Below are 21,005 nucleotides of genomic sequence, written 5' to 3' on the forward strand. Positions count from 1 at the left end.
TTGTGTAGATACCTATGCTCATCGCGGCATAAGTATCTATACAATTTTCAGAGGCTGGCAAACTCCCCTGTGGCGAGCGGGCTTGCCCCGCGTTGGGCTGAGCAGCAGCCCCAAAACCAGGCGCAGAGGAAAGTCTGATACTCCACTCGTCTTCATTGGGGCTGCTTCGCAGCCCAACGCGGGACAAGCCCGCTCGCCACGGAAGCCCCTGTTCACTGGGTTTCAGCGTCGAGCCAAAGTTGTGTAGATACCTATGCTCATCGCGGGTAAGCCCGCTCCCACTTTTTAGAATTGTGAATACAGTCAAATGTGGGAGCTGGCTTGCCTGCGATGGCAGGCACCTCGGTCTCCCGAAATCACCCAAGCAGGTGTTACCATCCGCCCCTTGTTTCAATTTTCAGTTATATCGCCCATTCGAGACCTGCCATGACCACCGTCCGCACGCGCATCGCGCCATCGCCTACTGGGGATCCCCACGTCGGCACTGCTTACATCGCCTTGTTCAACTACTGCTTTGCCAAGCAGCACGGCGGTGAATTCATCCTGCGGATCGAAGACACCGACCAGTTGCGCTCCACCCGCGAGTCGGAACAGCAGATTTTCGATGCCCTGCGCTGGCTGGGCATTACCTGGGCGGAAGGCCCGGACGTCGGCGGCCCCCACGGCCCGTATCGCCAGAGCGAGCGCAGCGACATCTATAAGCAGTACACCCAGCAATTGGTTGATATGGGCCACGCCTTCCCGTGCTTCTGCACCGCTGAAGAACTGGACCAGATGCGCGCCGAGCAGATGGCCCGTGGCGAAACCCCGCGTTACGACGGCCGCGCGTTGTTGCTGTCGAAAGAAGAAGTGGCGCGGCGCCTGGCCGCCGGCGAGCCCCACGTGATCCGCATGAAAGTGCCGAGCGAAGGTGTGTGCGTGGTGCCGGACATGCTGCGCGGCGACGTCGAGATCCCGTGGGACCGCATGGACATGCAAGTGCTGATGAAGACCGACGGTCTGCCGACGTACTTCCTGGCCAACGTGGTCGATGACCACCTGATGGGCATTACCCACGTACTGCGTGGCGAAGAGTGGCTGCCATCGGCGCCGAAACTGATCCTGCTCTATGAGTACTTCGGCTGGGAACAGCCGCAGCTGTGCTACATGCCGCTGCTGCGTAACCCGGACAAGAGCAAGCTATCCAAGCGCAAGAACCCGACCTCGGTGACGTTCTACGAGCGCATGGGCTTCATGCCGGAAGCCATGCTCAACTACCTGGGGCGCATGGGTTGGTCGATGCCGGACGAGCGCGAGAAGTTCTCGTTGCAGGAAATGGTCGATAACTTCGACCTGTCCCGCGTGTCCCTGGGCGGGCCGATCTTCGATATCGAGAAGTTGTCCTGGCTCAACGGCCAGTGGCTGCGTGACCTGCCGGTGCAAGAGTTTGCCAGCCGTGTACAGCAATGGGCGTTGAATCCCGAGTACATGATGAAGATCGCACCGTTGGTGCAGGGCAGGGTGGAGACGTTCAGCCAGGTCGCACCGTTGGCCAGCTTCTTCTTTGCCGGTGGCGTGAACCCGGATGCCAAGCTGTTCGAATCCAAGAAGCTCTCCGGTGATCAGGTCCGCCAGTTGATGCAGTTGATCCTGTGGAAACTGGAAAGCCTGCGCCAGTGGGAGAAGGAGGCGATCACCGCGACGATCCAGGCGGTGGTGGAGTCCCTGGAATTGAAGCTGCGCGACGCCATGCCGCTGATGTTTGCCGCGATCACCGGGCAGGCCAGTTCGGTGTCGGTACTCGATGCAATGGAAATCCTCGGCCCGGACCTGACGCGTTTCCGTCTGCGCCAAGCCCTTGATTTGCTGGGTGGTGTGTCGAAGAAAGAAAACAAGGAATGGGAAAAGCTGCTGGGCGCTATCGCTTAAGCAGGCCGTCGTAACGGTGAAACCCCGGTTTTCCGGGGTTTCACCGGTAAGTGATTGTTATCCCGGCAAAAAATTTTGGAAATTGTTGAAAATAAATTTGACACACTTCCAAACCGCCATTAAGATTCGCCCCGTCCTCACCGATGAGGGGCTATAGCTCAGCTGGGAGAGCGCTTGCATGGCATGCAAGAGGTCAACGGTTCGATCCCGTTTAGCTCCACCAATCTACAGGTTCAAGGCCTGGCCACACCGTCCTTGAACCGATCAGTTCTCAGCGCTGATCTGTTGTACAGAAGGTTTTGTCCCCTTCGTCTAGTGGCCTAGGACACCGCCCTTTCACGGCGGTAACAGGGGTTCGAGTCCCCTAGGGGACGCCAGTTTCAACAAGCAGCTCGAAAGGTCTGCTGCGTCGCGAGACGAAAAATCCGGGGCTATAGCTCAGCTGGGAGAGCGCTTGCATGGCATGCAAGAGGTCAACGGTTCGATCCCGTTTAGCTCCACCAATTTACAGGTTCAGGGTCTGGCCACACCGTCCTTGAACAGATCAGGCCTCGTCTGATCAGGTTGTACAGAAGGTTTGTGTCCCCTTCGTCTAGTGGCCTAGGACACCGCCCTTTCACGGCGGTAACAGGGGTTCGAGTCCCCTAGGGGACGCCACGATTACCCGCTCTGCGGGATTTTTAAGGGTCATTCAATTATTGAATGGCCCTTTTGTTTGTCTGGCATTTGGCCAGTTCCTCTTCTCCCTCTGCGTGTTCTCTTCTGACCAATGGTCATGCCTGTCGCTTGCCAAATATTATTATGGTAATAATATTCAACCCATGAGAAACGGAGGCTTTGATGAGCGATAAAAAAGCGCAAACCCGCGAACGCATCCTGCAGGCCGCCAGTGCCGCGTTGGTCCAGCGTGGCCCGGCCGAACCCAGTGTGGGTGAAGTCATGGGCGCGGCGGGGCTGACCGTCGGTGGCTTCTACGCGCATTTTGAAAGCAAGGACGCGCTGATGCTGGAGGCGTTTACCCAATTGCTGGCCAAGCGTCGTGCGTCGATCGATGACATGGACTCACAGCTGACCGGTGAGGAGCGCAGAAGCCTGGTGGCGGCGTTCTATCTGTCGCGCAAGCACCGTGACTCCACGGCCCAGGCCTGCCCGATCCCGGCGACCGTCGGCGAGATGAGCCGTTTGCCGGATACATTCCGCCAGGCGCTGAACGAGCACTGCGAACTGATGGCCGCGCAACTCGCCGTCAGCCCTGAGGACACTGACAAAGCCCTGGCTGACATGGCGCTGATGATCGGTGGCCTGGCGTTGGCCCGCGCATTGGGGCCGGGTGAATTGTCTGACCGCGTGCTGCGCGCCGCCAAGTCCGCCGTACGCTAGAAGAGGGCTCTGCTGATGGGCACGCTGACCTGGATTCGTCGCTTCAACGGCACACTGGGGCATCTGGCCCCGCAAACCGTGGCCAACAAAATGCGTCGTGTCTTCATGACGCCGCGCACGTTGCCGCCGCGTGATTGGGAACTGCCGCTGCTGGCGCAATCGGAGCGCATCACCTTGCGTTTCGGCTTGTCGGCCTTGCGTTGGGGGCAGGGGCCCACCGTGCTGTTGATGCACGGTTGGGAAGGCCGGCCTACGCAGTTCGCCAGCCTGATCACCGCGTTGGTCGACAAGGGGTATTCAGTGATTGCCCTGGACGGCCCCGCCCATGGTCGTTCGCCGGGGCGCGAGGCGCATGTAGTGCTGTTCGCCCGCGCCATGCTGGAGGCCGCCGCCGAGTTGCCGCCGCTGCGCGCCGTGATTGGCCACTCCATGGGCGGCGCCAGCGCGATGCTGGCGGTGCAGTTGGGTTTGCGCACCGAGGCGTTGGTGAGTATCGCCGCGCCGTCGCGCTGTCTGGATGCCCTGCGCGGCTTTACCACGATGGTCGGTTTGCCGTCGCGGGCGCGTTCAGCCTTTATCCGGGAAGTCGAGATGACCTTCGCAATGCCGCTCAAACATTTGGATGTGGCTCACTATCAGATGAATATCCCCGGCCTGATCGTGCATGCCGAAGACGATACCTTCGTCCCGGTCAAAGCCTCTCAAGCCATTCACGAAGCCTGGTTCGACAGCCGCCTGCTGCGCCTGGAGCAGGGTGGCCACCAGAAAGTGCTGGCCGACCCACGGGTGATCGACGCGACGCTTTCGCTGCTTGCCGGCTGTGGTTTACAGGCGCTGCAAACGGCCTGATACACTCTCCCCGCCGACATCAATCGACGGGGAGCAAGGCATGGGCTGGGATTTGGCAACGCCGTTTATCATCGATCTGCAGGTTGCGCCTGAAGACATCGACGGCTTGGGGCACGCCAATAACGCGGTGTATGTGTCCTGGCTGGAGCGCTGCGCCTGGCGCCACTCCCAGCGCCTGGGACTGGACCTTACCGAGTACCGCCGCCTCGACCGTGCCATGGCGGTGGTGCGCCACGAGATCGACTACCTGGCCGCAGGCTACGAAGGCGATGAACTGCAACTGGCCACCTGGATCGTCGACTGGGACCAGCGCCTGAAGATGACCCGACGCTTCCAGCTGTTGCGCCCGCGGGATGGGGTCACCTTGCTGCGCGCGAACACCACCTTTGTCTGCATCGAACTGTCCAGCGGCAAGCCCAAGCGCATGCCGCCTGCGTTTCTCGACGGTTATGGCCCTGCCCTGACAGGGGGTTAACGGTTGTTGTGGGAAACCCAGTAAACTGCGCCACGATTTTTGTTGAGTGTTTCCCATGCAAATTGCTTTGGCGCCCATGGAGGGGTTGGTCGACAACATCCTGCGGGACGTGCTGACCCGCGTGGGGGGTATTGACTGGTGCGTGACCGAGTTCATCCGCGTCAACGACCGCCTGCTCACCCCCGCGTACTTTCATAAGCTCGCCCCGGAACTGCTGCACGGCGCCCACACCGCCGCCGGCGTGCCGCTACGTGTGCAATTGCTCGGTTCCGACCCGGTGTGCCTGGCGGAAAACGCCGCCCTGGCCTGCGAGCTGGGCTCGCAAGTGATTGACCTGAACTTCGGTTGCCCGGCCAAGACCGTCAACAAGTCCCGTGGCGGTGCGGTGCTGCTCAAGGAGCCGGAGCTGCTCAACCAGATCGTCGAACACGTGCGTCGCGCGGTGCCGGCCCATATTCCGGTGACCGCCAAGATGCGCCTGGGCTTCGACAGCCCGGACGGTGCCCTGGTCTGCGCCACCGCCCTGGCCGAAGGCGGCGCGGCGCATATCGTGGTACATGCGCGCACCAAGACCGATGGTTACAAACCGCCGGCCCACTGGGAATGGATCCCGCGGGTGCAGGACGTGGTCAAGGTGCCGGTGTTCGCCAATGGCGATATCTGGAGCGTCGAAGACTGGAAGCGCTGCCGCGAAATCAGCGGTGCCGAAGACATCATGCTGGGCCGTGGCCTGGTGGCGCGTCCGGACCTGGCGCGGCAGATTGCTGCGGCGCGGGCGGGCGAAGAGGTGGTCGAGATGACTTGGGCGCAAATGCAGCCGATGCTCCAGGATTTCTGGACCCAGTCGGTGGCGCAACTGACCGAGCGTCAAGCGCCGGGGCGCTTGAAGCAATGGCTGGCGATGCTGACCCGCAATTATCCTGAGGCGGTGGAACTGTTTACGTTGATGCGCAGGGAGACTGATCTGGAACAGGTCGCTCGCTTGCTGGGCATGTCCGGTCAGCGCGAGCGGCCGGTGGCATTGCAAGATTAGGTTTACATATATAAATGTTTCATCCTCTTCTGTAACGGGCGCCGAAAGGCGCCTTTTTCTTGTCCGAAAGATTACGTGTGCGTTGACGGCGTGCTGTTGGGGTTGGCTTGGTTGATTGTCGACTTCAGATGAAAGTTGGGTTGTTGCGCAATATATGCAAGTAATCATGAGTGTCCGGCTGGATTGCTACGAGGTTTTAGTGTGCTGGGAAGTTAGTGGGTTATCCAGGTAGTCGTGCGCGCCCACTAACATAAGTTGTAGTTGCCAAACAGGTTCGTTGTTTTTCTCAAGTTGCCTTTGTGCTGGGTTGTTGCCTTAAGTGTCTTATTTCAGTGCGCTTGCAGCGCCCGTAAGGCCTGGGTCTGCAGATAAATGTCCATAGGCGAACATCGCAATCGGTCATTTGGTTTCCTTATATAAGCTCGGATTTTTCGGAACTCATCGCCGTTACGCCCCACGAACCTTGCGAGTTTGTAGAGCTCACTGTTGTTCCCAAACCCTAAACCAAAAGTGCTTTCTTCTGTTTTGTGCGGAAGTTAGGCGCTGCTTGAGGAAATAAAATATGTCTAACGTGTCGACCCAACAGTTCGTGCCGATGAATACGAATTATGCGCCCCTTAATCAACCCTCAGTGCAAGTGACTAAGCCGCTCGAAGCTTCTGCGTCGACGGACCGTGTAAATCAATTTCTGAAGGACAGTAGTTCGACGCCAAAAGAACACAATGGGACGGTGAACAAGGAGTCCCTGGAAAAGCTGTTTGCCATGTTTGAGTTCGCGGTAAAGGCGATGCGTAGCATGCTCGCCGGCATGGGGGTACTGCCCAAGTTGCCCGGCGAACTGGATGCCCAGCCCCAGGCCAACCCAGGGCTTGATGCCAAGGTCGTTGCGCAGCCCAACGTTAAACCTGGGGTCGAACCGCAAACGGATGCCAGGACACAGGTGAAGCCGGGCCCTGATCCCAAAGTGATTGCGGACACCCGCGTTAAACCCGGGATCGAGCCGCAAACGGACGCTGGGACACAAGTCAAACCTGGCCCTGATCCCAAGGTCGTTGCCTATACAGACGTCAAGCCCAAGGTCGAGTCGCAGACGGACAGCAAGCCCCAGGTCAAGCAAGGCCCGGAAGTGAAAGTCACCCCCGACGGACGTGCCCACGTGACCCTCACACCGGAAGCCAAGCTCAGTACCAACCCGGCGACAACCTCGCTCACTGATAGGGCACGCAATGACAAGCTGCCGGCTGATATCAATGTGACGGTGCAGGTCCAGAGCTGCCATTGCCCGCATACAGGCGAAAAGGTGGCGCGCGAGCCGGGGCTCACGCCAAGGACCGACGTTCAGCCCGCGATACCGGTCATCGTGGCGCCACCCGTCGAAAAACATCCGTCGCCGACGTCAACGGTCATTCCAAAGCTCGATGCCTCGCCATCGCTGCAGCCTCAAGTTTCCCCAACGACCGTTCACACGCCAGAACCCAAGCCGCCCGTAAAACCGGATGCGCCTGCCTCGACCACGGTGCTTCCAAAACCTGAGGCCCGAACCACTCCAGACCTTACATCCCCCGCACCTGATGAACGAATTGGCACTTCCCGTGGGTTCTCCCGGGGTCCATCCGAAGAACGTTGCGCTCCCAAGCCAAGCCTGCGCCAACGCTTCTGAGCCTGTCGTCTTGAGACGTTGAACCTGAATGTTCGCTCTCTGGCCCTGCGGTCAGGGAGCACTCAATGAGAGTTGATACATGCCATTAATAAGCCATTGCCCTTACGCGCGGCCAACCACTGACCCTTTCCGAGCGCCTGACTGTTCGGCCCATGCGTCGTCGGCTCCTGGATACCGGGACACCTTTCGCATCGCGCCACCTTCCTCAGGCTCGCGCGTCGAGCCCGATAGCTTCGGTAACACCCTGGAACCTGTTGCCTTGATCAGCATGCTGACTGACCTGTTCAAGCAGTTCTTCAATCAATTGCAGAGTCTGCTGAGCAGAGACATTCAGCCGCCGGCGCCGAGACGCGACGACTTACCGCTACCGCGCGTGCAGCCCGCGCCCGATCCGGCAGTCATCGATAAACCAAAACAACCCATCCCTGGGCTGTCCAGTAAGCGTAACGGTGCGAAGCCCGACAATATCTGGAACGGTTTTCGGCAGGGAAGGCAAGGCAATTGCGTAACGATTTCGGCCATCAAGGCAGCGATGGCGAAGTTCGGCCAAAGCCCGACGGATATCTACAGGTCTGTCGAGAAAGTCGCGGATGGTTATAGGGTCGTCATGCGCGATGGCTTCGAGTTGCAGTTGAAGCAGTCCGAGTTGGATAAGGCCATTCGCGGTGCCGACTTCGTTCTGTTGAATGATCCGGAAATGCTCAATGACGCGCACTTTCTTTTTGCATGTTCCGCCAAGCGTGCGCAGATAGAAAACAACGACGGATGGGCGAGAAGAAGTCTGGATGCCGCCATACAAAGTCTTAATAACGGTGAGGATGAGCGGGGCCCAGGGGAGGGCTTCAAGCGCCTGGGATTGAAAGATCATATGGCGCGCGTCTCGGCACTGGCCTTCGCTGACAAGTCGTTGATCGGCATGGTCAACAGGCGCGGCCACTCGGTTGCCGTGGTGGATGGAAGCGAGGAGATCTATGGCAAAAAACGCGGACGGCCCACAGGTGGGCAAGCGATTGCGTTGATCTAACACCGTTTGCGCCGAGTTTGCTCCCACGGACTCGTCCAACTCTTTCATAAACGAGTTAACGCTATGTCTACTTATGAAATTGGATCTTTTTCCCGCTTGGATCCCATGACGGAAAAATTGTGGGGCCCTCCATCAAAAGATCCGTCCGGTATCCCCGCTTTTGAAGCGTCGCAGCGTCGTTTCGGTGAGCATTTCAATGCCAGCTCGCACAGCGCAGTCATCAAACTCATGATGCTGACGTTTGGCGCGCACCCCGGCGATATGTTCAACGAGGTACAGGGCAATGGCGACGGTTATGACGTGACCATGAAGGATGGTTACCGGCTGCATGTTTCCAGGCAGGAGTTGCAACAGGCGGCCGCTGCGTCACGTTTTACCGGCACTGACAGTGAGGCACTGAGCAGTGCCCATTTCGCGTTGGCGGTATTCGTCAAGCGCAAACAACTGCGCAGCGGCAACGCCGATGATCTGTCGGGTTTCGAGTCGGCCTTGACCCGGTCGTTGCAGGGTGAAACCACCTTTAACATGCTCAAGGGCATGGGGTTGTCCGGCCATCTCCAGTACGTACCCACTGCGACGGTGGTCGGCACTGGCGCAACGGGGGTGGCAGACAGCTACGATTTTGGCTCCGCGCTGATTCATGCCGGCCAGGCGCATCTTTTCGGCAGGCAGGGTTCGCCGGATCGTAGCTATACATACACGTTGGTGAAGGATGGCGCGCCGCAGACTCGCATCCTGCCGGCCCCCGTAATGCCTCGCATCGTGCCCAAGGTTGAACCGACCACGACACAGGTACGCCCAGAGGCTGCCGAGATTTTGCCGGGTTTCACAGCGCCATCGCGAAAGTTCGGCGAAGCGTTCGACCTGAGCAGCCATACCGCAGTGATCAAGATGATGATGCTCAGGTTTGGCCCGTCGCCCTCCGATATGTTCGAACGCGTCGAGGTCACTGAGGAGGGACACCGCGTCACTATGAAAGATGGTTTTGAAGTGACAGTCTCCACGCAGGAGCTGCAGCGCACGACCGACGCCTCGCGATTTACCGGTTCTGACACGCAAATGGTCAACGACGCCAACTTCATGCTGGCGGCCTTTGCCAAGCGCAAGGCGGCGGAGCGCGATGTCCGGTTTGACGCGGCGTTATCGAGCACTTTGTACGGAGAGTCTACTTACAAGGCCTTGAAGGGGATGGGCCTGGTCGGTTTTCTACGGGTTGCACCGCCAGACAAGCTAGGTGCGCCAGGCAGCGTTGGCGTCACCTCCACCTTTAATCATTCAAGCGCGTTGGTGGTGGATGGCATCAAGCATGGCAACGGTGAGCAGGAGCCCGTCGTCAAGGACTACGGCTATCAGCTTGCCGCAGACGTTCGGGCCGAACCGGGCGCCAGGCCTGCGCAGTTCCCGGCGGCCCGCGTCGGCGTCAAACCTGCCGATATCTGGGGCGGTTTCTACCAAGGCGCAGAACGTAATTGCGTCACCGTATCGGCAATCAAGGCTGCAATGATGAGGTACGGACAAAACCCCTTGGGCATCTTCAAGCATGTCACTGAGGCGGCGGACGGTTACACCATCACCATGCGTGACGGTTGCACGGTTCGGCTGACCCATGATGAGCTGAAAGCGGCGCGCACGGCTGCCAACTTCCATGGCGCGGATAAAGGCCTGATTGACGATGCGGTGTTTCTTTACGCCGCGAGCGCCAAGCGTGCCCAGTTGGAGAATCACGAATTTCGCGCCGGTGCCGGCTTTGATGTGGCCCTGCAAACGCTCAACGATGGTGAGGTCCCCGGCGACGCATTGCGCCGTCTTGGCCTGTACGCCTTTACTCGCAAGAGCAGCGTGCAAGAGCTGGCCTCAGGCGTGCCAGGCACCCTGGCGAATTTCGAACATTCGGTGGCCGTGGTCGAGGGCGCCTACGATGACTACGGCGCCAGGCGCGATCTGAACGGCTCGCACTGGATGCATCAGCGCGGCCGCGCACTCAAATTGGTGTAGGGCCTGCCCTCGCGCCAATCAAACGCTCCCGAAACCCGATCAACGGCAACGGCCGGCTGTGCAGATACCCCTGGTACAAATGGCAACCCAGGCCCTGCAGGAAGGCCAGTTGCTCCAGGGTTTCCACACCTTCGGCAATCACCTCCAGGTTCAGGCTGCGGGCCATGGCCACGATGGCGCGGATGATTTCTGCGTCGTTGGGGTCGTGGGTGGCGTCACGCACGAAGGATTGGTCAATCTTCAGTGCATCCACCGGCAAACGCTTGAGGTAAGTGAGCGATGAATACCCGGTGCCAAAGTCATCCATCGCAAAGCTGACGCCGAGTTTTTTCAGGCGGCGCATTTTGCTGATGGTGTCGTCCAGGTTCTGGATCACGATGCCTTCGGTAATTTCCAGTTTCAGCAGGCTGAACGGCAGTTGGTGTTGCTTGAGGCTGCGTTCCACCCGTTCCACGAAGTCGTTCTGGCGAAACTGCCGGGGGCTGATGTTCACACACAGGCTGAAATTCAACGGGTCGACCAAGCCTTCCGCGATCAACAGTTCAAAGGCGGCGCAGGCTTCATCGAGGATCCAGGTGCCGACTTCAAGGATCAAGCCGCTGTCTTCAAGCACCTTGATAAATTCGGACGGCGATTGCGCGCCCAGTTGCGGATGCTGCCAGCGCACCAGGGCCTCGGCGCCGACTATCTTGTCGCCACGTGCATCCACTTGCGGCTGGAAGTGCACGCTGAACTCACCACGCGACAGGGCCAGGCGCAGGTCGGTCTCCATGCGCAGGCGTTCGCTGGCGGTTTTCTGCATGCTGTTGTGGAACATCTGCGTGGTATTGCGCCCTGAGTCCTTGGCGCGGTACAGGGCAATGTCGGCGCGCTTGAGCAAGTCGGCCGGCGTGGAGCCGTGATCGGGAATCAGCGCCACACCGATACTCGGCGTAACCTGCAGGCGGTGACCATCGAGAAACATCGGCTCCGAAAGCAGCTCGCGCAGGGTATCGGCCAGTCCCTGCACCTGGCGGCTGACCGCCATGCGCGAGCCCTCCAGACCACTGAGCAGCACCACGAATTCATCGCCGCCCAGGCGTGCGACGGTGTCTTCCATGCGCACACTGGCTTCCAGGCGGGCGGTGACGATCTTCAGCACCGTGTCGCCCACCGGGTGCCCGAGGGAATCGTTGATGTGCTTGAAGTGATCAAGGTCAAGGAACAGCAGCGCGCCGCGCAGGTTGTGACGCTTGAGCAGGGCGATCTGCTGGCTCAGGCGGTCCATCAGCAAGGCGCGATTGGGCAGGTTGGTCAGCGGGTCGTGGTAGGCCAGGTGGCGGATCTGCGCCTGGGCATTTTTCAGCAGGCTCACGTCCCGCGCGGTCAGCAGCAGGCACGGGGTTTCATTGAGGGTGATGGGCTCCACCGAAACTTCCACCGCCAGCAACTCGCCGCGCTTGTTATGCCAGAGCATTTCCAGGTGGTTGATACGGCCTTTGATCTGCAATTGGGCCAATAAGGCGGCGCGTTGGTTTTCATCGGCCCAGATGCCGATCTGGTAAAAGGTCAGGCCAATGGCTTCCTCGGCGCGGTAGCCGGTCAGGCGGCAAAAGCCGTCGTTGACCTCCACATAACGGCCGGTGTCGCGCTCGGTAATGGAAATCGCGTCGGGGCTGGAATGGAAGGCCTTGGCGAATTTCTCTTCGCTGGCCTTCAGGGCAGCTTCCGAGCGTTGTTGCTGGGTGATGTCCCGCAGCGTGGTGACAATGCACGGCTGGTCGCCGACCTTGATCAGGCGGCTGGAGATCACACAGGTAAGGCTCTGGCCGTCCTTGTGGCGCACCACAAGCGCCACATTGCTCAACGCCTGCTCGCGGATGACCCGCTCGATCCGCTGCAGGCGCTTGCTCGACTCGTCCCACAGGCCGATCTGCTCGGCGCTTTTGCCGATCACCTCGGCGGCTGTCCAGCCAAAGGTCTGGGTAAAGGCGGGGTTGATCTCGATAAACGCGCCGTCGTCCAGGCAGGTCACACAGATCGGGTCGGGGCTGGCCTGGAACAGGCTGGCGAATTTCTCTTCGGAGGCGATCAGGCGCTGTTCGCGCTCCACCTGGTCGGTGATGTCCAGCAGGGTGCCGGCCATGCGCAGCGGTGCGCCGCGTTCATCGCGGTACAGGCGCGCACGGCTTTCGAGGTAGCGCGAACTGCCGTCATCCATGGGCACGCGATAAGTCAGCTGGTAGCTGCCGGCCGGGCCCTCGCGCAGGGTGCGGTAGGCGTTGCGCATGTTCTCGCGCTCTTCGTCGGGCATGCCTTCGAAAAATGCCTCGAAGGATTCATGGAACGGTTCCGGCGGCAGGCCATGCAGCTGGGCGGCGCGTGCCGAGCCATAGAGCATGCCGGTGGGGATATGCCAGTCCCAGGTGCCCAGTTGCGCCGAATCCAGGGCCAGGTCGAGGCGCTCCTGACTGTCCTTGAGCGCCTGCTCGGCGTTCTTGCGCTGGGTGATTTCGCGGATCACGCCAATCATTCGGCGCCGGCCGGACTTGTCGGGCGCCAGGCTGCCGCTGATCTCCAGCCAGTGCTGGGTGCCATCGGGCCAGGCAATGCGGTGGTGCATGGCGTGCTCGGTCGGCTCGCCCGCCAGCACCGCGTGAAACGCCCGCACCACCCTGGCGCGGTCCCCCGGCGCCAGCAGGTCGAGGTAGTCCAGGTCCTTGGGCAACGGCTGGTGCGGGTCGAAGCCGAACAGCGCCTGGGTGCCCCGTGACCAACTGATCCGGCCGGTGTCGATTTCCCAGCACCATGCGCCCAGCCGCGCAGCATTGAGCGCGGCCAGCAATTGCGGGGCACTTTCCCAGCTTTGTTCCGCCTCTTGAGGGTCCAGGGCGTAAATACGTGGCAGGGGCGGTACGGAATCGACGGGGTTGGGCATTATCACAGGGCCTTGGCTCGATGGGCGTTCGGCGCGGCTTTAATCAGGCCTTGAGGCCGCACGGTGTCATGCCGGTATCCGTGGCAGATCGACCTGTGCATCCAATAGGCTCATGAAAGCCCGCGCAGCGTTCGACAGCGTCCTTTCGGTGTGCACGATATAGCCTAGCTGGCGACTGAGCTGTATGCCCGGCAAAGCGATGCTTGCCACCTGATCATCGAGCATGGTGCGCGGCAATACGCTCCAGGCCAGGCCGATGGACACCATCATCTTGATGGTTTCCAGGTAGTTGGTGCTCATTGCAATGTTCGGGGTGAGGCCTTGGGCCTCGAACAGCCGGCGGACGATATGGTGGGTAAAGGTGTTGCCGCCGGGGAAAACCGCCGGGTGCCCGGCAATATCGGCCAGGCTGATATTGCCATTGCTGATCAGGCTGTGCTCCGGCGCCACCACGAAATCCAGCGGGTCGTCCCACACCGGGGTGGCGCGCACAAGGTGGTGAGGATCCGGCGCGAGGGTGATGACTGCCACTTCGGCACGGCCATGGAGGATTTCTTCGTAGGCCACTTCTGAATCGAGGAACTGGATATCCAGCGCCACGTTCGGGTATTGCCGGGTAAAGGTACGCAGCACCGGCGGCAGGCGGTGCAGGCCGATGTGGTGGCTGGTGGCCAGAGTGAGACGCCCGCTGACTTCACCGGTGAGATTGGTGAGGGCCCGGCGCGTATCGTCCAGCACGTTGAGGATCTGATAAGCCCGCGGCAGCAGGGCCCGTCCGGCTTCGGTCAAGCCGACTTCACGACCCAGGCGGTCGAACAATCGCACCTTCAATTGTTGTTCCAGGCCGGCAATGCGCTTGCTGATGGCGGGCTGGGTCAAGTGCAGGCGCTCGCCGGCGCCAGAGAAGCTGCCGGTCTCGGCGATGGCGATAAAAGCATTGAGGTTGGCCAAGTCCATTGATGTATTCCAGTTGGTAATCCAAAGCATAAAAAATATGAATTTGAGTTATTTAATGTAGCGCCATACCATCAGCCTCACAAGCCAAAGGGTTATTGAATGTTTCAAGGCCCGGGGCATAGAAAGACCTGTGATGAGGACCAACTGATGGCCGGCAAAACGCTTTACGACAAGCTTTGGGATTCCCATGAAGTGAAACGGCGCGACGATGGCTCGTCGCTGATCTATATCGACCGTCACATCATCCATGAAGTGACCTCGCCCCAAGCGTTCGAAGGCCTGCGGCTGGCCGGGCGCAAGCCTTGGCGCGTCGACTCCATCATCGCCACCCCGGACCACAACGTGCCGACCACCCCGGAGCGCAAGGGCGGCATCGACGCCATCGCCGACACCGTGTCGCGTCTGCAGGTGCAAACCCTTGACGATTATTGTGACGAATACGGCATCACCGAATTCAAGATGAATGACGTGCGCCAGGGCATCGTCCATGTGATCGGCCCGGAGCAGGGCGCCACCTTGCCGGGCATGACCGTGGTCTGCGGCGACTCCCACACGTCTACCCATGGTGCGTTCGGCGCCCTGGCCCACGGCATCGGCACTTCCGAGGTGGAGCATGTGTTCGCCACCCAGTGTCTGGTGGCCAAGAAAATGAAGAACATGCTGGTGCGCGTTGAAGGCAAGCTGCCGTTTGGCGTGACCGCCAAGGACATCGTCCTCGCCGTGATTGGCAAGATCGGCACCGCCGGCGGTAACGGCCATGCCATCGAATTCGCCGGCAGCGCCATTCGCGACCTGTCCATCGAAGGCCGCATGACCATCTGCAACATGTCCATCGAAGCCGGTGCCCGCGTGGGCATGGTGGCAGCGGACGAAAAGACGGTTGAATACGTCAAGGGCCGCCCTTTCGCACCCGCAGGCGCCGATTGGGATGCCGCGGTAGAAGCCTGGAAAGACCTGGTCTCCGACGCCGACGCGGTGTTCGACACCGTGGTCGAACTCGACGCTGCCCAGATCAAGCCGCAAGTCAGCTGGGGCACGTCGCCGGAAATGGTGTTGGCCGTCGACCAGAACGTGCCGGACCCGGCCCAGGAAACCGACCTGGTCAAGCGCGGTTCCATCGAGCGCGCCCTGAAGTACATGGGCTTGAAAGCCAACCAGGCCATCACCGATATCCAGTTGGATCGCGTGTTCATCGGCTCCTGCACCAACTCGCGGATCGAAGACCTGCGCGCCGCGGCGGTGATCGCCAAGGGCCGCAAGGTGGCGTCGACCATCAAGCAAGCCATCGTGGTGCCGGGTTCGGGACTGGTCAAGGCGCAAGCCGAAGCGGAAGGCCTGGACAAGATCTTCCTTGAAGCCGGTTTCGAATGGCGTGAGCCAGGCTGCTCGATGTGCCTGGCGATGAACCCGGACCGTTTGGAGAGCGGCGAGCACTGCGCGTCCACTTCCAACCGTAACTTCGAAGGGCGTCAGGGCGCCGGCGGGCGTACCCACCTGGTCAGCCCGGCCATGGCCGCGGCGGCTGCCGTCAACGGTCGTTTCATCGACGTTCGCGAATTGATCTGAGGAATACCCGATGCGTGCTTTTACACAACACACAGGTTTGGTTGCGCCGTTGGACCGTGCCAACGTGGACACCGACCAGATCATCCCCAAGCAGTTCTTGAAGTCGATCAAGCGCACCGGTTTCGGCCCGAACCTGTTCGACGAATGGCGCTACCTGGACGTGGGCTATGCCTACCAGGACAACTCCAAGCGCCCGCTGAACAAGGATTTCGTGCTCAATGCCGAGCGTTACCAGGGCGCGAGCGTGTTGCTGGCCCGGGAAAACTTCGGCTGCGGTTCCAGCCGTGAACACGCGCCGTGGGCCCTGGAAGAATATGGCTTTCGCAGCATCATCGCGCCGAGCTATGCCGACATCTTCTTCAACAACAGTTTCAAGAACGGCTTGTTGCCGATCATCTTGACTGACGAAGAAGTCGAGGAGCTGTTCAAGCAGGTGGAAGCCGAGGTTGGCTATCAACTGACCGTGGATTTGGCCGCGCAAACCGTGACCCGACCGGATGGCAAGGTGTATCACTTCGAGCTGGACGCTTTCCGTAAGCACTGCCTGATCAACGGCCTGGACGATATCGGCCTGACCTTGCAGGACGGCGATGCGATTGCGGCGTTTGAGGCCAAACACCGGGCGAGCCAGCCTTGGTTGTTTCGTGATGCCTGATTGGCGGTAACCGTGCGGGCCCCATCGCGGGCAAGCCCGGCTCCCACATTGATCGGTGTTCTCCTGAACAACTCGGTCAACTGTGGGAGCTGGCTTGCCTGCGATAGCGGCAGTACAACCACCCCAAAACCTAAGGAAAAGCCACCATGACCACCACCGCCCACACCCAAGTCGTGCAAAAACAATTCGGCGAGCAGGCCGCGGCCTACCTGAGCAGTGCCGTGCACGCCCAGGGCACCGAATTCGCGCTGCTCCAGGCCGAACTGGCCGGGCAGGGCAGCGCACGACTGCTGGACCTGGGCTGCGGCGCCGGTCATGTGAGTTTCCATGTGGCGCCGTTGGTGAAAGAGGTGGTGGCCTACGACCTGTCCCAGCAGATGCTCGACGTGGTGGCCGCCGCTGCGCAAGATCGCGGTTTCACCAATATCAGCACCGTAAACGGCGCCGCCGAACGCCTGCCGTTCGCCGACGGCGAATTCGACTTCGTGTTCAGCCGCTATTCAGCCCACCACTGGAGCGATCTCGGCCTGGCCCTGCGCGAGGTGCGGCGGGTGCTCAAGCCGGGTGGCGTGGCGGCGTTCGTCGACGTCTTGTCACCGGGCAGCCCGCTGTTGGACACTTACCTGCAAACGGTCGAAGTGCTGCGCGACACCAGCCACGTGCGCGATTACTCCGCCGCCGAGTGGATGCGCCAGCTCAGCGACGCCGGCTTGCACCTGCGCAACAGCAGCCGCCAGCGCCTGCGCCTGGAATACACCTCGTGGGTCGAACGCATGCGCACGCCAGAGGTATTGCGCGCTGCCATCCTTGAGCTGCAAAGGGCGATGGGTCAGGAAGTGCGCGATTACTACGAAATCCAGGCCGACGGCACCTTCAGCACCGATGTGCTGGTGGCCTTCGCCGAACGCTGATTGAATTTTTCCGACCTGCCCGCGGGCAGGTCGCTCGATGAAATGAGGAACCCATGAGCAAGCAGATTCTGATTCTCCCTGGCGACGGTATTGGTCCTGAAATCATGGCCGAAGCGGTCAAGGTGCTGGAACTCGCCAACAGCAAGTACAGCCTGGGCTTCGAGCTGAGCCATGACGTGATCGGCGGCGCGGCCATCGACAAGCATGGCGTGCCGCTGGCCGACGAAACCCTGGACCGCGCCCGCGCCGCCGACGCCGTGCTGCTCGGCGCCGTGGGCGGGCCGAAGTGGGACAAGATCGACCGTGACATCCGCCCCGAGCGCGGCCTGCTGAAGATCCGCGCGCAACTGGGCCTGTTCGGCAACCTGCGCCCGGCCATCCTCTACCCGCAACTGGCCGACGCCTCGAGCCTCAAGCCGGAAGTCGTGGCAGGGCTGGATATCCTGATCGTGCGTGAGCTGACCGGTGGTATCTACTTCGGCTCGCCACGCGGTGTGCGGGAGTTGGAAAATGGCGAGCGCCAGGCCTACGACACCCTGCCTTACAGCGAGAGCGAAATCCGCCGGATCGCCCGTGTCGGTTTCGACATGGCGCGCGTGCGGGGCAAGAAAATCTGCTCGGTGGACAAAGCCAACGTGTTGGCCTCCAGCCAACTGTGGCGTGAAATCGTCGAAGAAGTGGCCAAGGACTACCCGGACGTCGAACTGAGCCACATGTACGTTGACAACGCCGCCATGCAACTGGTGCGCGCACCGAAGCAGTTCGACGTGATCGTCACCGACAACCTGTTCGGCGACATCCTGTCCGACCAGGCCTCGATGCTGACCGGCTCCATCGGCATGCTGCCGTCGGCGTCGCTGGACACCCACAACAAGGGCATGTACGAGCCTTGCCACGGCTCGGCGCCGGACATTGCGGGGCAGGGTATTGCCAACCCGCTGGCGACCATTTTGTCGGTGTCGATGATGCTGCGTTACAGCTTCAACCTGGCGGATGCGGCGGACGCGATCGAGAAAGCCGTAAGCCTGGTGCTCGATCAGGGCTTGCGCACCGGCGACATCTGGTCGCAGGGTTGCACCAAAGTCGGTACGCAAGAAATGGGCGACGCAGTAGTCGCCGCGCTGCGGAATCTGTAATCTCTCGGGCCCGCTTGCAGTTGTTGCTGCAAGGCGGCCCACTTTTTAACAAGGTGTAGTTGCGATGAAACGTGTAGGTCTGATCGGTTGGCGCGGTATGGTCGGTTCCGTGCTCATGCAGCGGATGCTGGAAGAGCAGGATTTCGATCTTATTGAGCCGGTGTTTTTCACCACCTCGAACGTGGGTGGTCAAGGCCCGTCCGTGGGCAAGGACATTGCCCCGCTCAAGGACGCCTACAGCATCGATGAGCTCAAAACCCTCGACGTGATTGTGACCTGTCAGGGTGGCGACTACACCAGCGAAGTCTTCCCCAAGCTGCGCGAAGCCGGCTGGCAGGGTTACTGGATCGACGCCGCATCGAGCCTGCGCATGCAGGACGATGCGGTGATCATCCTCGACCCGGTCAACCGCAAGGTCATCGACCAGCAACTGGACGCCGGTACCAAGAACTACGTCGGCGGCAACTGCACTGTCAGCCTGATGCTGATGGGCCTGGGCGGCTTGTTCGAAGCCGGCCTGGTCGAATGGATGAGCGCCATGACCTATCAGGCGGCCTCCGGTGCCGGCGCGCAGAACATGCGCGAGCTGATCAAGCAGATGGGCGCGACTCACGCGGCCGTTGCCGATCAACTGGCCGACCCCGCCAGCGCGATCCTCGACATCGACCGCCGCGTGGCCGAAGCCATGCGCAGCGATGCCTACCCGACCGAAAACTTCGGTGTGCCGCTGGCCGGCAGCCTGATCCCGTGGATCGACAAAGAGCTGCCCAATGGCCAGAGCCGCGAAGAATGGAAGGCCCAGGCCGAGACCAACAAGATTCTTGGTCGTTTCAAGAGCCCGATCCCGGTGGACGGCATCTGCGTGCGTATCGGCGCGATGCGCTGCCACAGCCAGGCGCTGACCATCAAGCTGAACAAAGACGTGCCGATCGCCGATATCGAAGGGCTGATCAGCCAGCACAACCCGTGGGTCAAGCTGGTGCCGAACAACCGCGATATCAGCATGCAGGAGCTGAGTCCGACCAAGGTCACCGGCACCCTGAATGTACCGGTGGGCCGTCTGCGCAAACTGAACATGGGCAGCCAGTTCCTCGGTGCGTTCACGGTTGGTGACCAACTGCTGTGGGGCGCGGCTGAACCGCTGCGTCGCATGCTGCGGATCCTGCTGGAGCGTTGATCGCTTGAGGCAATGGGAGAAACCCGCGTACTGGTAACAGGCGCGGGTTTTTTATTGGTCTTTCGGGCCTCATCGCAGGCAAGCCAGCTCCCACATTTGGATTTGTGAACACCGTCCAGTGTGGGAGCTGGCTTGCCTGCGATAGGGTCATCAGGTACACCGCAAGACCCAGGCCAATTGCCTCACCCCCAGCCACCCGGTAAAGTGCCGCTCCCCCCGCAATGCCCGAGGCAGCCCCATGACCCAGACCTTTGATATCGCCGTGATCGGCGCCACCGGTACCGTTGGCGAAACCCTGGTGCAGATCCTCGAAGAGCTGGCTTTCCCGGTGGGCACCCTGTATCTGCTGGCGGGCAATAACTCGGCTGGCGCATCGGTGCCGTTTCGCGGCAAGAACGTGCGGGTCAAGGAAGTCGATGAATTCGACTTCAGCAAGGCGCAACTGGCGTTTTTCGCGGCGGGGCCCGCGGTCACCTTGAGTTTCGCTGCGCGTGCGACGGCGGTGGGCTGCTCGGTGATCGACTTGTCCGGCGCATTGCCGGCCGAGCAGGCGCCGCCCGTGGTGCCCGAAGCCAACGCCCATGTGCTCGATGACCTGGAAAAGCCGTTCCGGCTCGGCAGCCCAAGTCCGTCGGCGACCAACCTGGCAGTGGTGCTGGCGCCATTGCGGGGCCTGCTGGATATCCAGCGCGTGAGCGTCACCGCCAACCTGGCGATGTCGGCTCAGGGGCGAGAGGCGGTCAGCGAACTGGCCCGGCAAACCGCCGAGCTGCTGAATATGCGCCCGCTGGAGCCGACGTTCTTCGATCGGCAGGTCGCCTTCAATGTGCTGGCACAAGTCGGCACGCCGGACAGCCAAGGTCATACCGCCCTGGAGAAGCGCCTGGTACACGAGTTGCGCGCAGTGCTGGAATTACCTTTACTAAAGATTTCCGCAACTTGCGTTCAAGCCCCGGTGTTTTTTGGCGATAGCCTGACTGTGTCGCTGCAGCTGGGCGCACCGGTCGACCTCGCCGCCGTGAACCGTGCACTCGACGCAGCGCCGGGCGTAGAGCGTGTGGAGGAGGGCGACTACCCCACCGCCGTAGGCGACGCGGTAGGCCAGGACGTGGTCTATGTAGGACGGGTTCGCGCAGGCGTGGATGACCCGGCGGAACTAAATCTGTGGCTGACGTCAGATAACGTACGCAAAGGCGCCGCACTCAATGCCGTACAGCTGGCGCAGTTGTTGATAAAAGGCCTTGCGTAAAAGATACTTGGCGGCAATTTGTAGATTGATTCTAACCAGGCGCTATGCTTGGCCCAAAGCAGAACAGAAGCGCGTCGGTAACCTATCGGCTCGCCATGCCTTATGGCAGCGGT

Annotated in this window: 16 protein-coding genes and 4 tRNA genes; 18 read left to right on the forward strand and 2 right to left on the reverse strand. The window is 60.8% G+C overall.

Features of this window, described 5'->3' with window-relative positions; genetic code table 11:
* Window positions 1-426 precede the first annotated feature (426 nt).
* The 12 genes from gltX to BLL36_RS22055 all read left to right on the forward strand — a co-directional run bounded on the left by gltX (window position 427) and on the right by BLL36_RS22055 (window position 10,324).
* Entirely contained in the window at window positions 427-1,908 is a 1,482-nt protein-coding gene (gltX, locus tag BLL36_RS22000; RefSeq protein WP_076953510.1) for a glutamate--tRNA ligase, read from the forward strand.
* 147 nt (window positions 1,909-2,055) lie between these two features.
* A tRNA-Ala gene (locus BLL36_RS22005) sits at window positions 2,056-2,131 on the forward strand.
* Between the two features lie 78 nt (window positions 2,132-2,209).
* Window positions 2,210-2,285, forward strand: a tRNA-Glu gene (locus tag BLL36_RS22010).
* A gap of 50 nt (window positions 2,286-2,335) precedes the next feature.
* Window positions 2,336-2,411, forward strand: a tRNA-Ala gene (locus BLL36_RS22015).
* Window positions 2,412-2,489: 78 nt separating this feature from the next.
* Window positions 2,490-2,565 (forward strand) — tRNA-Glu (locus tag BLL36_RS22020).
* A gap of 183 nt (window positions 2,566-2,748) precedes the next feature.
* Window positions 2,749-3,288 (forward strand): TetR/AcrR family transcriptional regulator, encoded by a 540-nt coding sequence (locus tag BLL36_RS22025; protein WP_076953512.1) that lies wholly within the window; start codon window positions 2,749-2,751, stop codon window positions 3,286-3,288.
* Between the two features lie 15 nt (window positions 3,289-3,303).
* Entirely contained in the window at window positions 3,304-4,137 is an 834-nt protein-coding gene (locus BLL36_RS22030; protein ID WP_076953514.1) for an alpha/beta hydrolase, read from the forward strand.
* 40 nt (window positions 4,138-4,177) lie between these two features.
* Window positions 4,178-4,612 carry an acyl-CoA thioesterase gene (locus BLL36_RS22035; protein ID WP_076953515.1) on the forward strand — a complete coding sequence of 145 codons (435 nt, stop codon included), beginning with the start codon at window positions 4,178-4,180 and terminating at the stop codon, window positions 4,610-4,612.
* Between the two features lie 55 nt (window positions 4,613-4,667).
* Window positions 4,668-5,645, forward strand: a complete 978-nt coding sequence (locus BLL36_RS22040) for a tRNA dihydrouridine synthase (RefSeq protein WP_076953517.1) — start codon at window positions 4,668-4,670, stop codon at window positions 5,643-5,645.
* Window positions 5,646-6,207: 562 nt separating this feature from the next.
* Window positions 6,208-7,305, forward strand: coding sequence for a hypothetical protein (locus BLL36_RS22045; RefSeq protein ID WP_076953519.1), 1,098 nt, complete (start codon window positions 6,208-6,210; stop codon window positions 7,303-7,305).
* A 268-nt stretch (window positions 7,306-7,573) separates the two neighbouring features.
* Complete coding sequence (locus BLL36_RS22050; protein WP_076953785.1) at window positions 7,574-8,329, forward strand: hypothetical protein; 756 nt, start codon at window positions 7,574-7,576, stop codon at window positions 8,327-8,329.
* Window positions 8,330-8,392: 63 nt separating this feature from the next.
* Window positions 8,393-10,324, forward strand: coding sequence for a hypothetical protein (locus BLL36_RS22055; protein ID WP_076953521.1), 1,932 nt, complete (start codon window positions 8,393-8,395; stop codon window positions 10,322-10,324).
* Here the strand turns inward: BLL36_RS22055 and BLL36_RS22060 are convergent.
* Both BLL36_RS22060 and BLL36_RS22065 read right to left on the reverse strand, forming a co-directional pair.
* Window positions 10,311-13,241: a GGDEF domain-containing phosphodiesterase gene (locus BLL36_RS22060; protein WP_076953523.1), complete on the reverse strand. Its 2,931-nt coding sequence runs from the start codon at window positions 13,239-13,241 to the stop codon at window positions 10,311-10,313. The genes BLL36_RS22055 and BLL36_RS22060 overlap by 14 nt on opposite strands.
* A 66-nt stretch (window positions 13,242-13,307) precedes the next feature.
* Window positions 13,308-14,198, reverse strand: a complete 891-nt coding sequence (locus BLL36_RS22065) for a LysR family transcriptional regulator (protein ID WP_076953525.1) — start codon at window positions 14,196-14,198, stop codon at window positions 13,308-13,310.
* A 147-nt stretch (window positions 14,199-14,345) separates the two neighbouring features.
* Here BLL36_RS22065 and leuC point away from each other — a divergent pair, with 147 nt between their 5' ends.
* From leuC to BLL36_RS22095, 6 genes are all read left to right on the forward strand, one after another.
* Window positions 14,346-15,764, forward strand: a complete 1,419-nt coding sequence (gene leuC, locus BLL36_RS22070; RefSeq protein ID WP_076953527.1) for a 3-isopropylmalate dehydratase large subunit — start codon at window positions 14,346-14,348, stop codon at window positions 15,762-15,764.
* Between the two features lie 10 nt (window positions 15,765-15,774).
* Window positions 15,775-16,419, forward strand: coding sequence for a 3-isopropylmalate dehydratase small subunit (gene leuD / locus BLL36_RS22075; protein WP_076953529.1), 645 nt, complete (start codon window positions 15,775-15,777; stop codon window positions 16,417-16,419).
* Between the two features lie 146 nt (window positions 16,420-16,565).
* On the forward strand, window positions 16,566-17,330 hold the full coding sequence (locus BLL36_RS22080; RefSeq protein WP_076953530.1) for a class I SAM-dependent methyltransferase: 765 nt from the start codon (window positions 16,566-16,568) through the stop codon (window positions 17,328-17,330).
* 53 nt (window positions 17,331-17,383) lie between these two features.
* Entirely contained in the window at window positions 17,384-18,466 is a 1,083-nt protein-coding gene (gene leuB, locus BLL36_RS22085) for a 3-isopropylmalate dehydrogenase (RefSeq protein ID WP_076953532.1), read from the forward strand.
* A gap of 64 nt (window positions 18,467-18,530) precedes the next feature.
* A complete protein-coding gene (gene asd, locus BLL36_RS22090) occupies window positions 18,531-19,643 on the forward strand; it encodes an aspartate-semialdehyde dehydrogenase (protein ID WP_032888280.1) in 1,113 nt (370 codons plus the stop codon).
* A gap of 238 nt (window positions 19,644-19,881) precedes the next feature.
* The gene (locus tag BLL36_RS22095; protein ID WP_076953534.1) at window positions 19,882-20,892 is read left to right on the forward strand and encodes an aspartate-semialdehyde dehydrogenase; all 1,011 of its coding nucleotides are present in this window, start codon (window positions 19,882-19,884) and stop codon (window positions 20,890-20,892) included.
* The last annotated feature ends 113 nt before the right edge of the window (window positions 20,893-21,005 follow it).

Source organism: Pseudomonas cedrina subsp. cedrina (assembly GCF_001983175.1).
Taxonomy (GTDB): domain Bacteria; phylum Pseudomonadota; class Gammaproteobacteria; order Pseudomonadales; family Pseudomonadaceae; genus Aquipseudomonas; species Aquipseudomonas cedrina.

Bases quoted from the DNA above. Each gene is read 5' to 3' on its own strand.
- gltX (WP_076953510.1), top strand. From the start codon at position 427: ATGACCACCGTCCGCACGCGCATCGCGCCATCGCCTACTGGGGATCCC.
- BLL36_RS22025 (WP_076953512.1), top strand. From the start codon at position 2,749: ATGAGCGATAAAAAAGCGCAAACCCGCGAACGCATCCTGCAGGCCGCC.
- BLL36_RS22030 (WP_076953514.1), top strand. From the start codon at position 3,304: ATGGGCACGCTGACCTGGATTCGTCGCTTCAACGGCACACTGGGGCAT.
- BLL36_RS22035 (WP_076953515.1), top strand. From the start codon at position 4,178: ATGGGCTGGGATTTGGCAACGCCGTTTATCATCGATCTGCAGGTTGCG.
- BLL36_RS22040 (WP_076953517.1), top strand. From the start codon at position 4,668: ATGCAAATTGCTTTGGCGCCCATGGAGGGGTTGGTCGACAACATCCTG.
- BLL36_RS22045 (WP_076953519.1), top strand. From the start codon at position 6,208: ATGTCTAACGTGTCGACCCAACAGTTCGTGCCGATGAATACGAATTAT.
- BLL36_RS22050 (WP_076953785.1), top strand. From the start codon at position 7,574: ATGCTGACTGACCTGTTCAAGCAGTTCTTCAATCAATTGCAGAGTCTG.
- BLL36_RS22055 (WP_076953521.1), top strand. From the start codon at position 8,393: ATGTCTACTTATGAAATTGGATCTTTTTCCCGCTTGGATCCCATGACG.
- BLL36_RS22060 (WP_076953523.1), bottom strand. From the start codon at position 13,241: ATGCCCAACCCCGTCGATTCCGTACCGCCCCTGCCACGTATTTACGCC.
- BLL36_RS22065 (WP_076953525.1), bottom strand. From the start codon at position 14,198: ATGGACTTGGCCAACCTCAATGCTTTTATCGCCATCGCCGAGACCGGC.
- leuC (WP_076953527.1), top strand. From the start codon at position 14,346: ATGGCCGGCAAAACGCTTTACGACAAGCTTTGGGATTCCCATGAAGTG.
- leuD (WP_076953529.1), top strand. From the start codon at position 15,775: ATGCGTGCTTTTACACAACACACAGGTTTGGTTGCGCCGTTGGACCGT.
- BLL36_RS22080 (WP_076953530.1), top strand. From the start codon at position 16,566: ATGACCACCACCGCCCACACCCAAGTCGTGCAAAAACAATTCGGCGAG.
- leuB (WP_076953532.1), top strand. From the start codon at position 17,384: ATGAGCAAGCAGATTCTGATTCTCCCTGGCGACGGTATTGGTCCTGAA.
- asd (WP_032888280.1), top strand. From the start codon at position 18,531: ATGAAACGTGTAGGTCTGATCGGTTGGCGCGGTATGGTCGGTTCCGTG.
- BLL36_RS22095 (WP_076953534.1), top strand. From the start codon at position 19,882: ATGACCCAGACCTTTGATATCGCCGTGATCGGCGCCACCGGTACCGTT.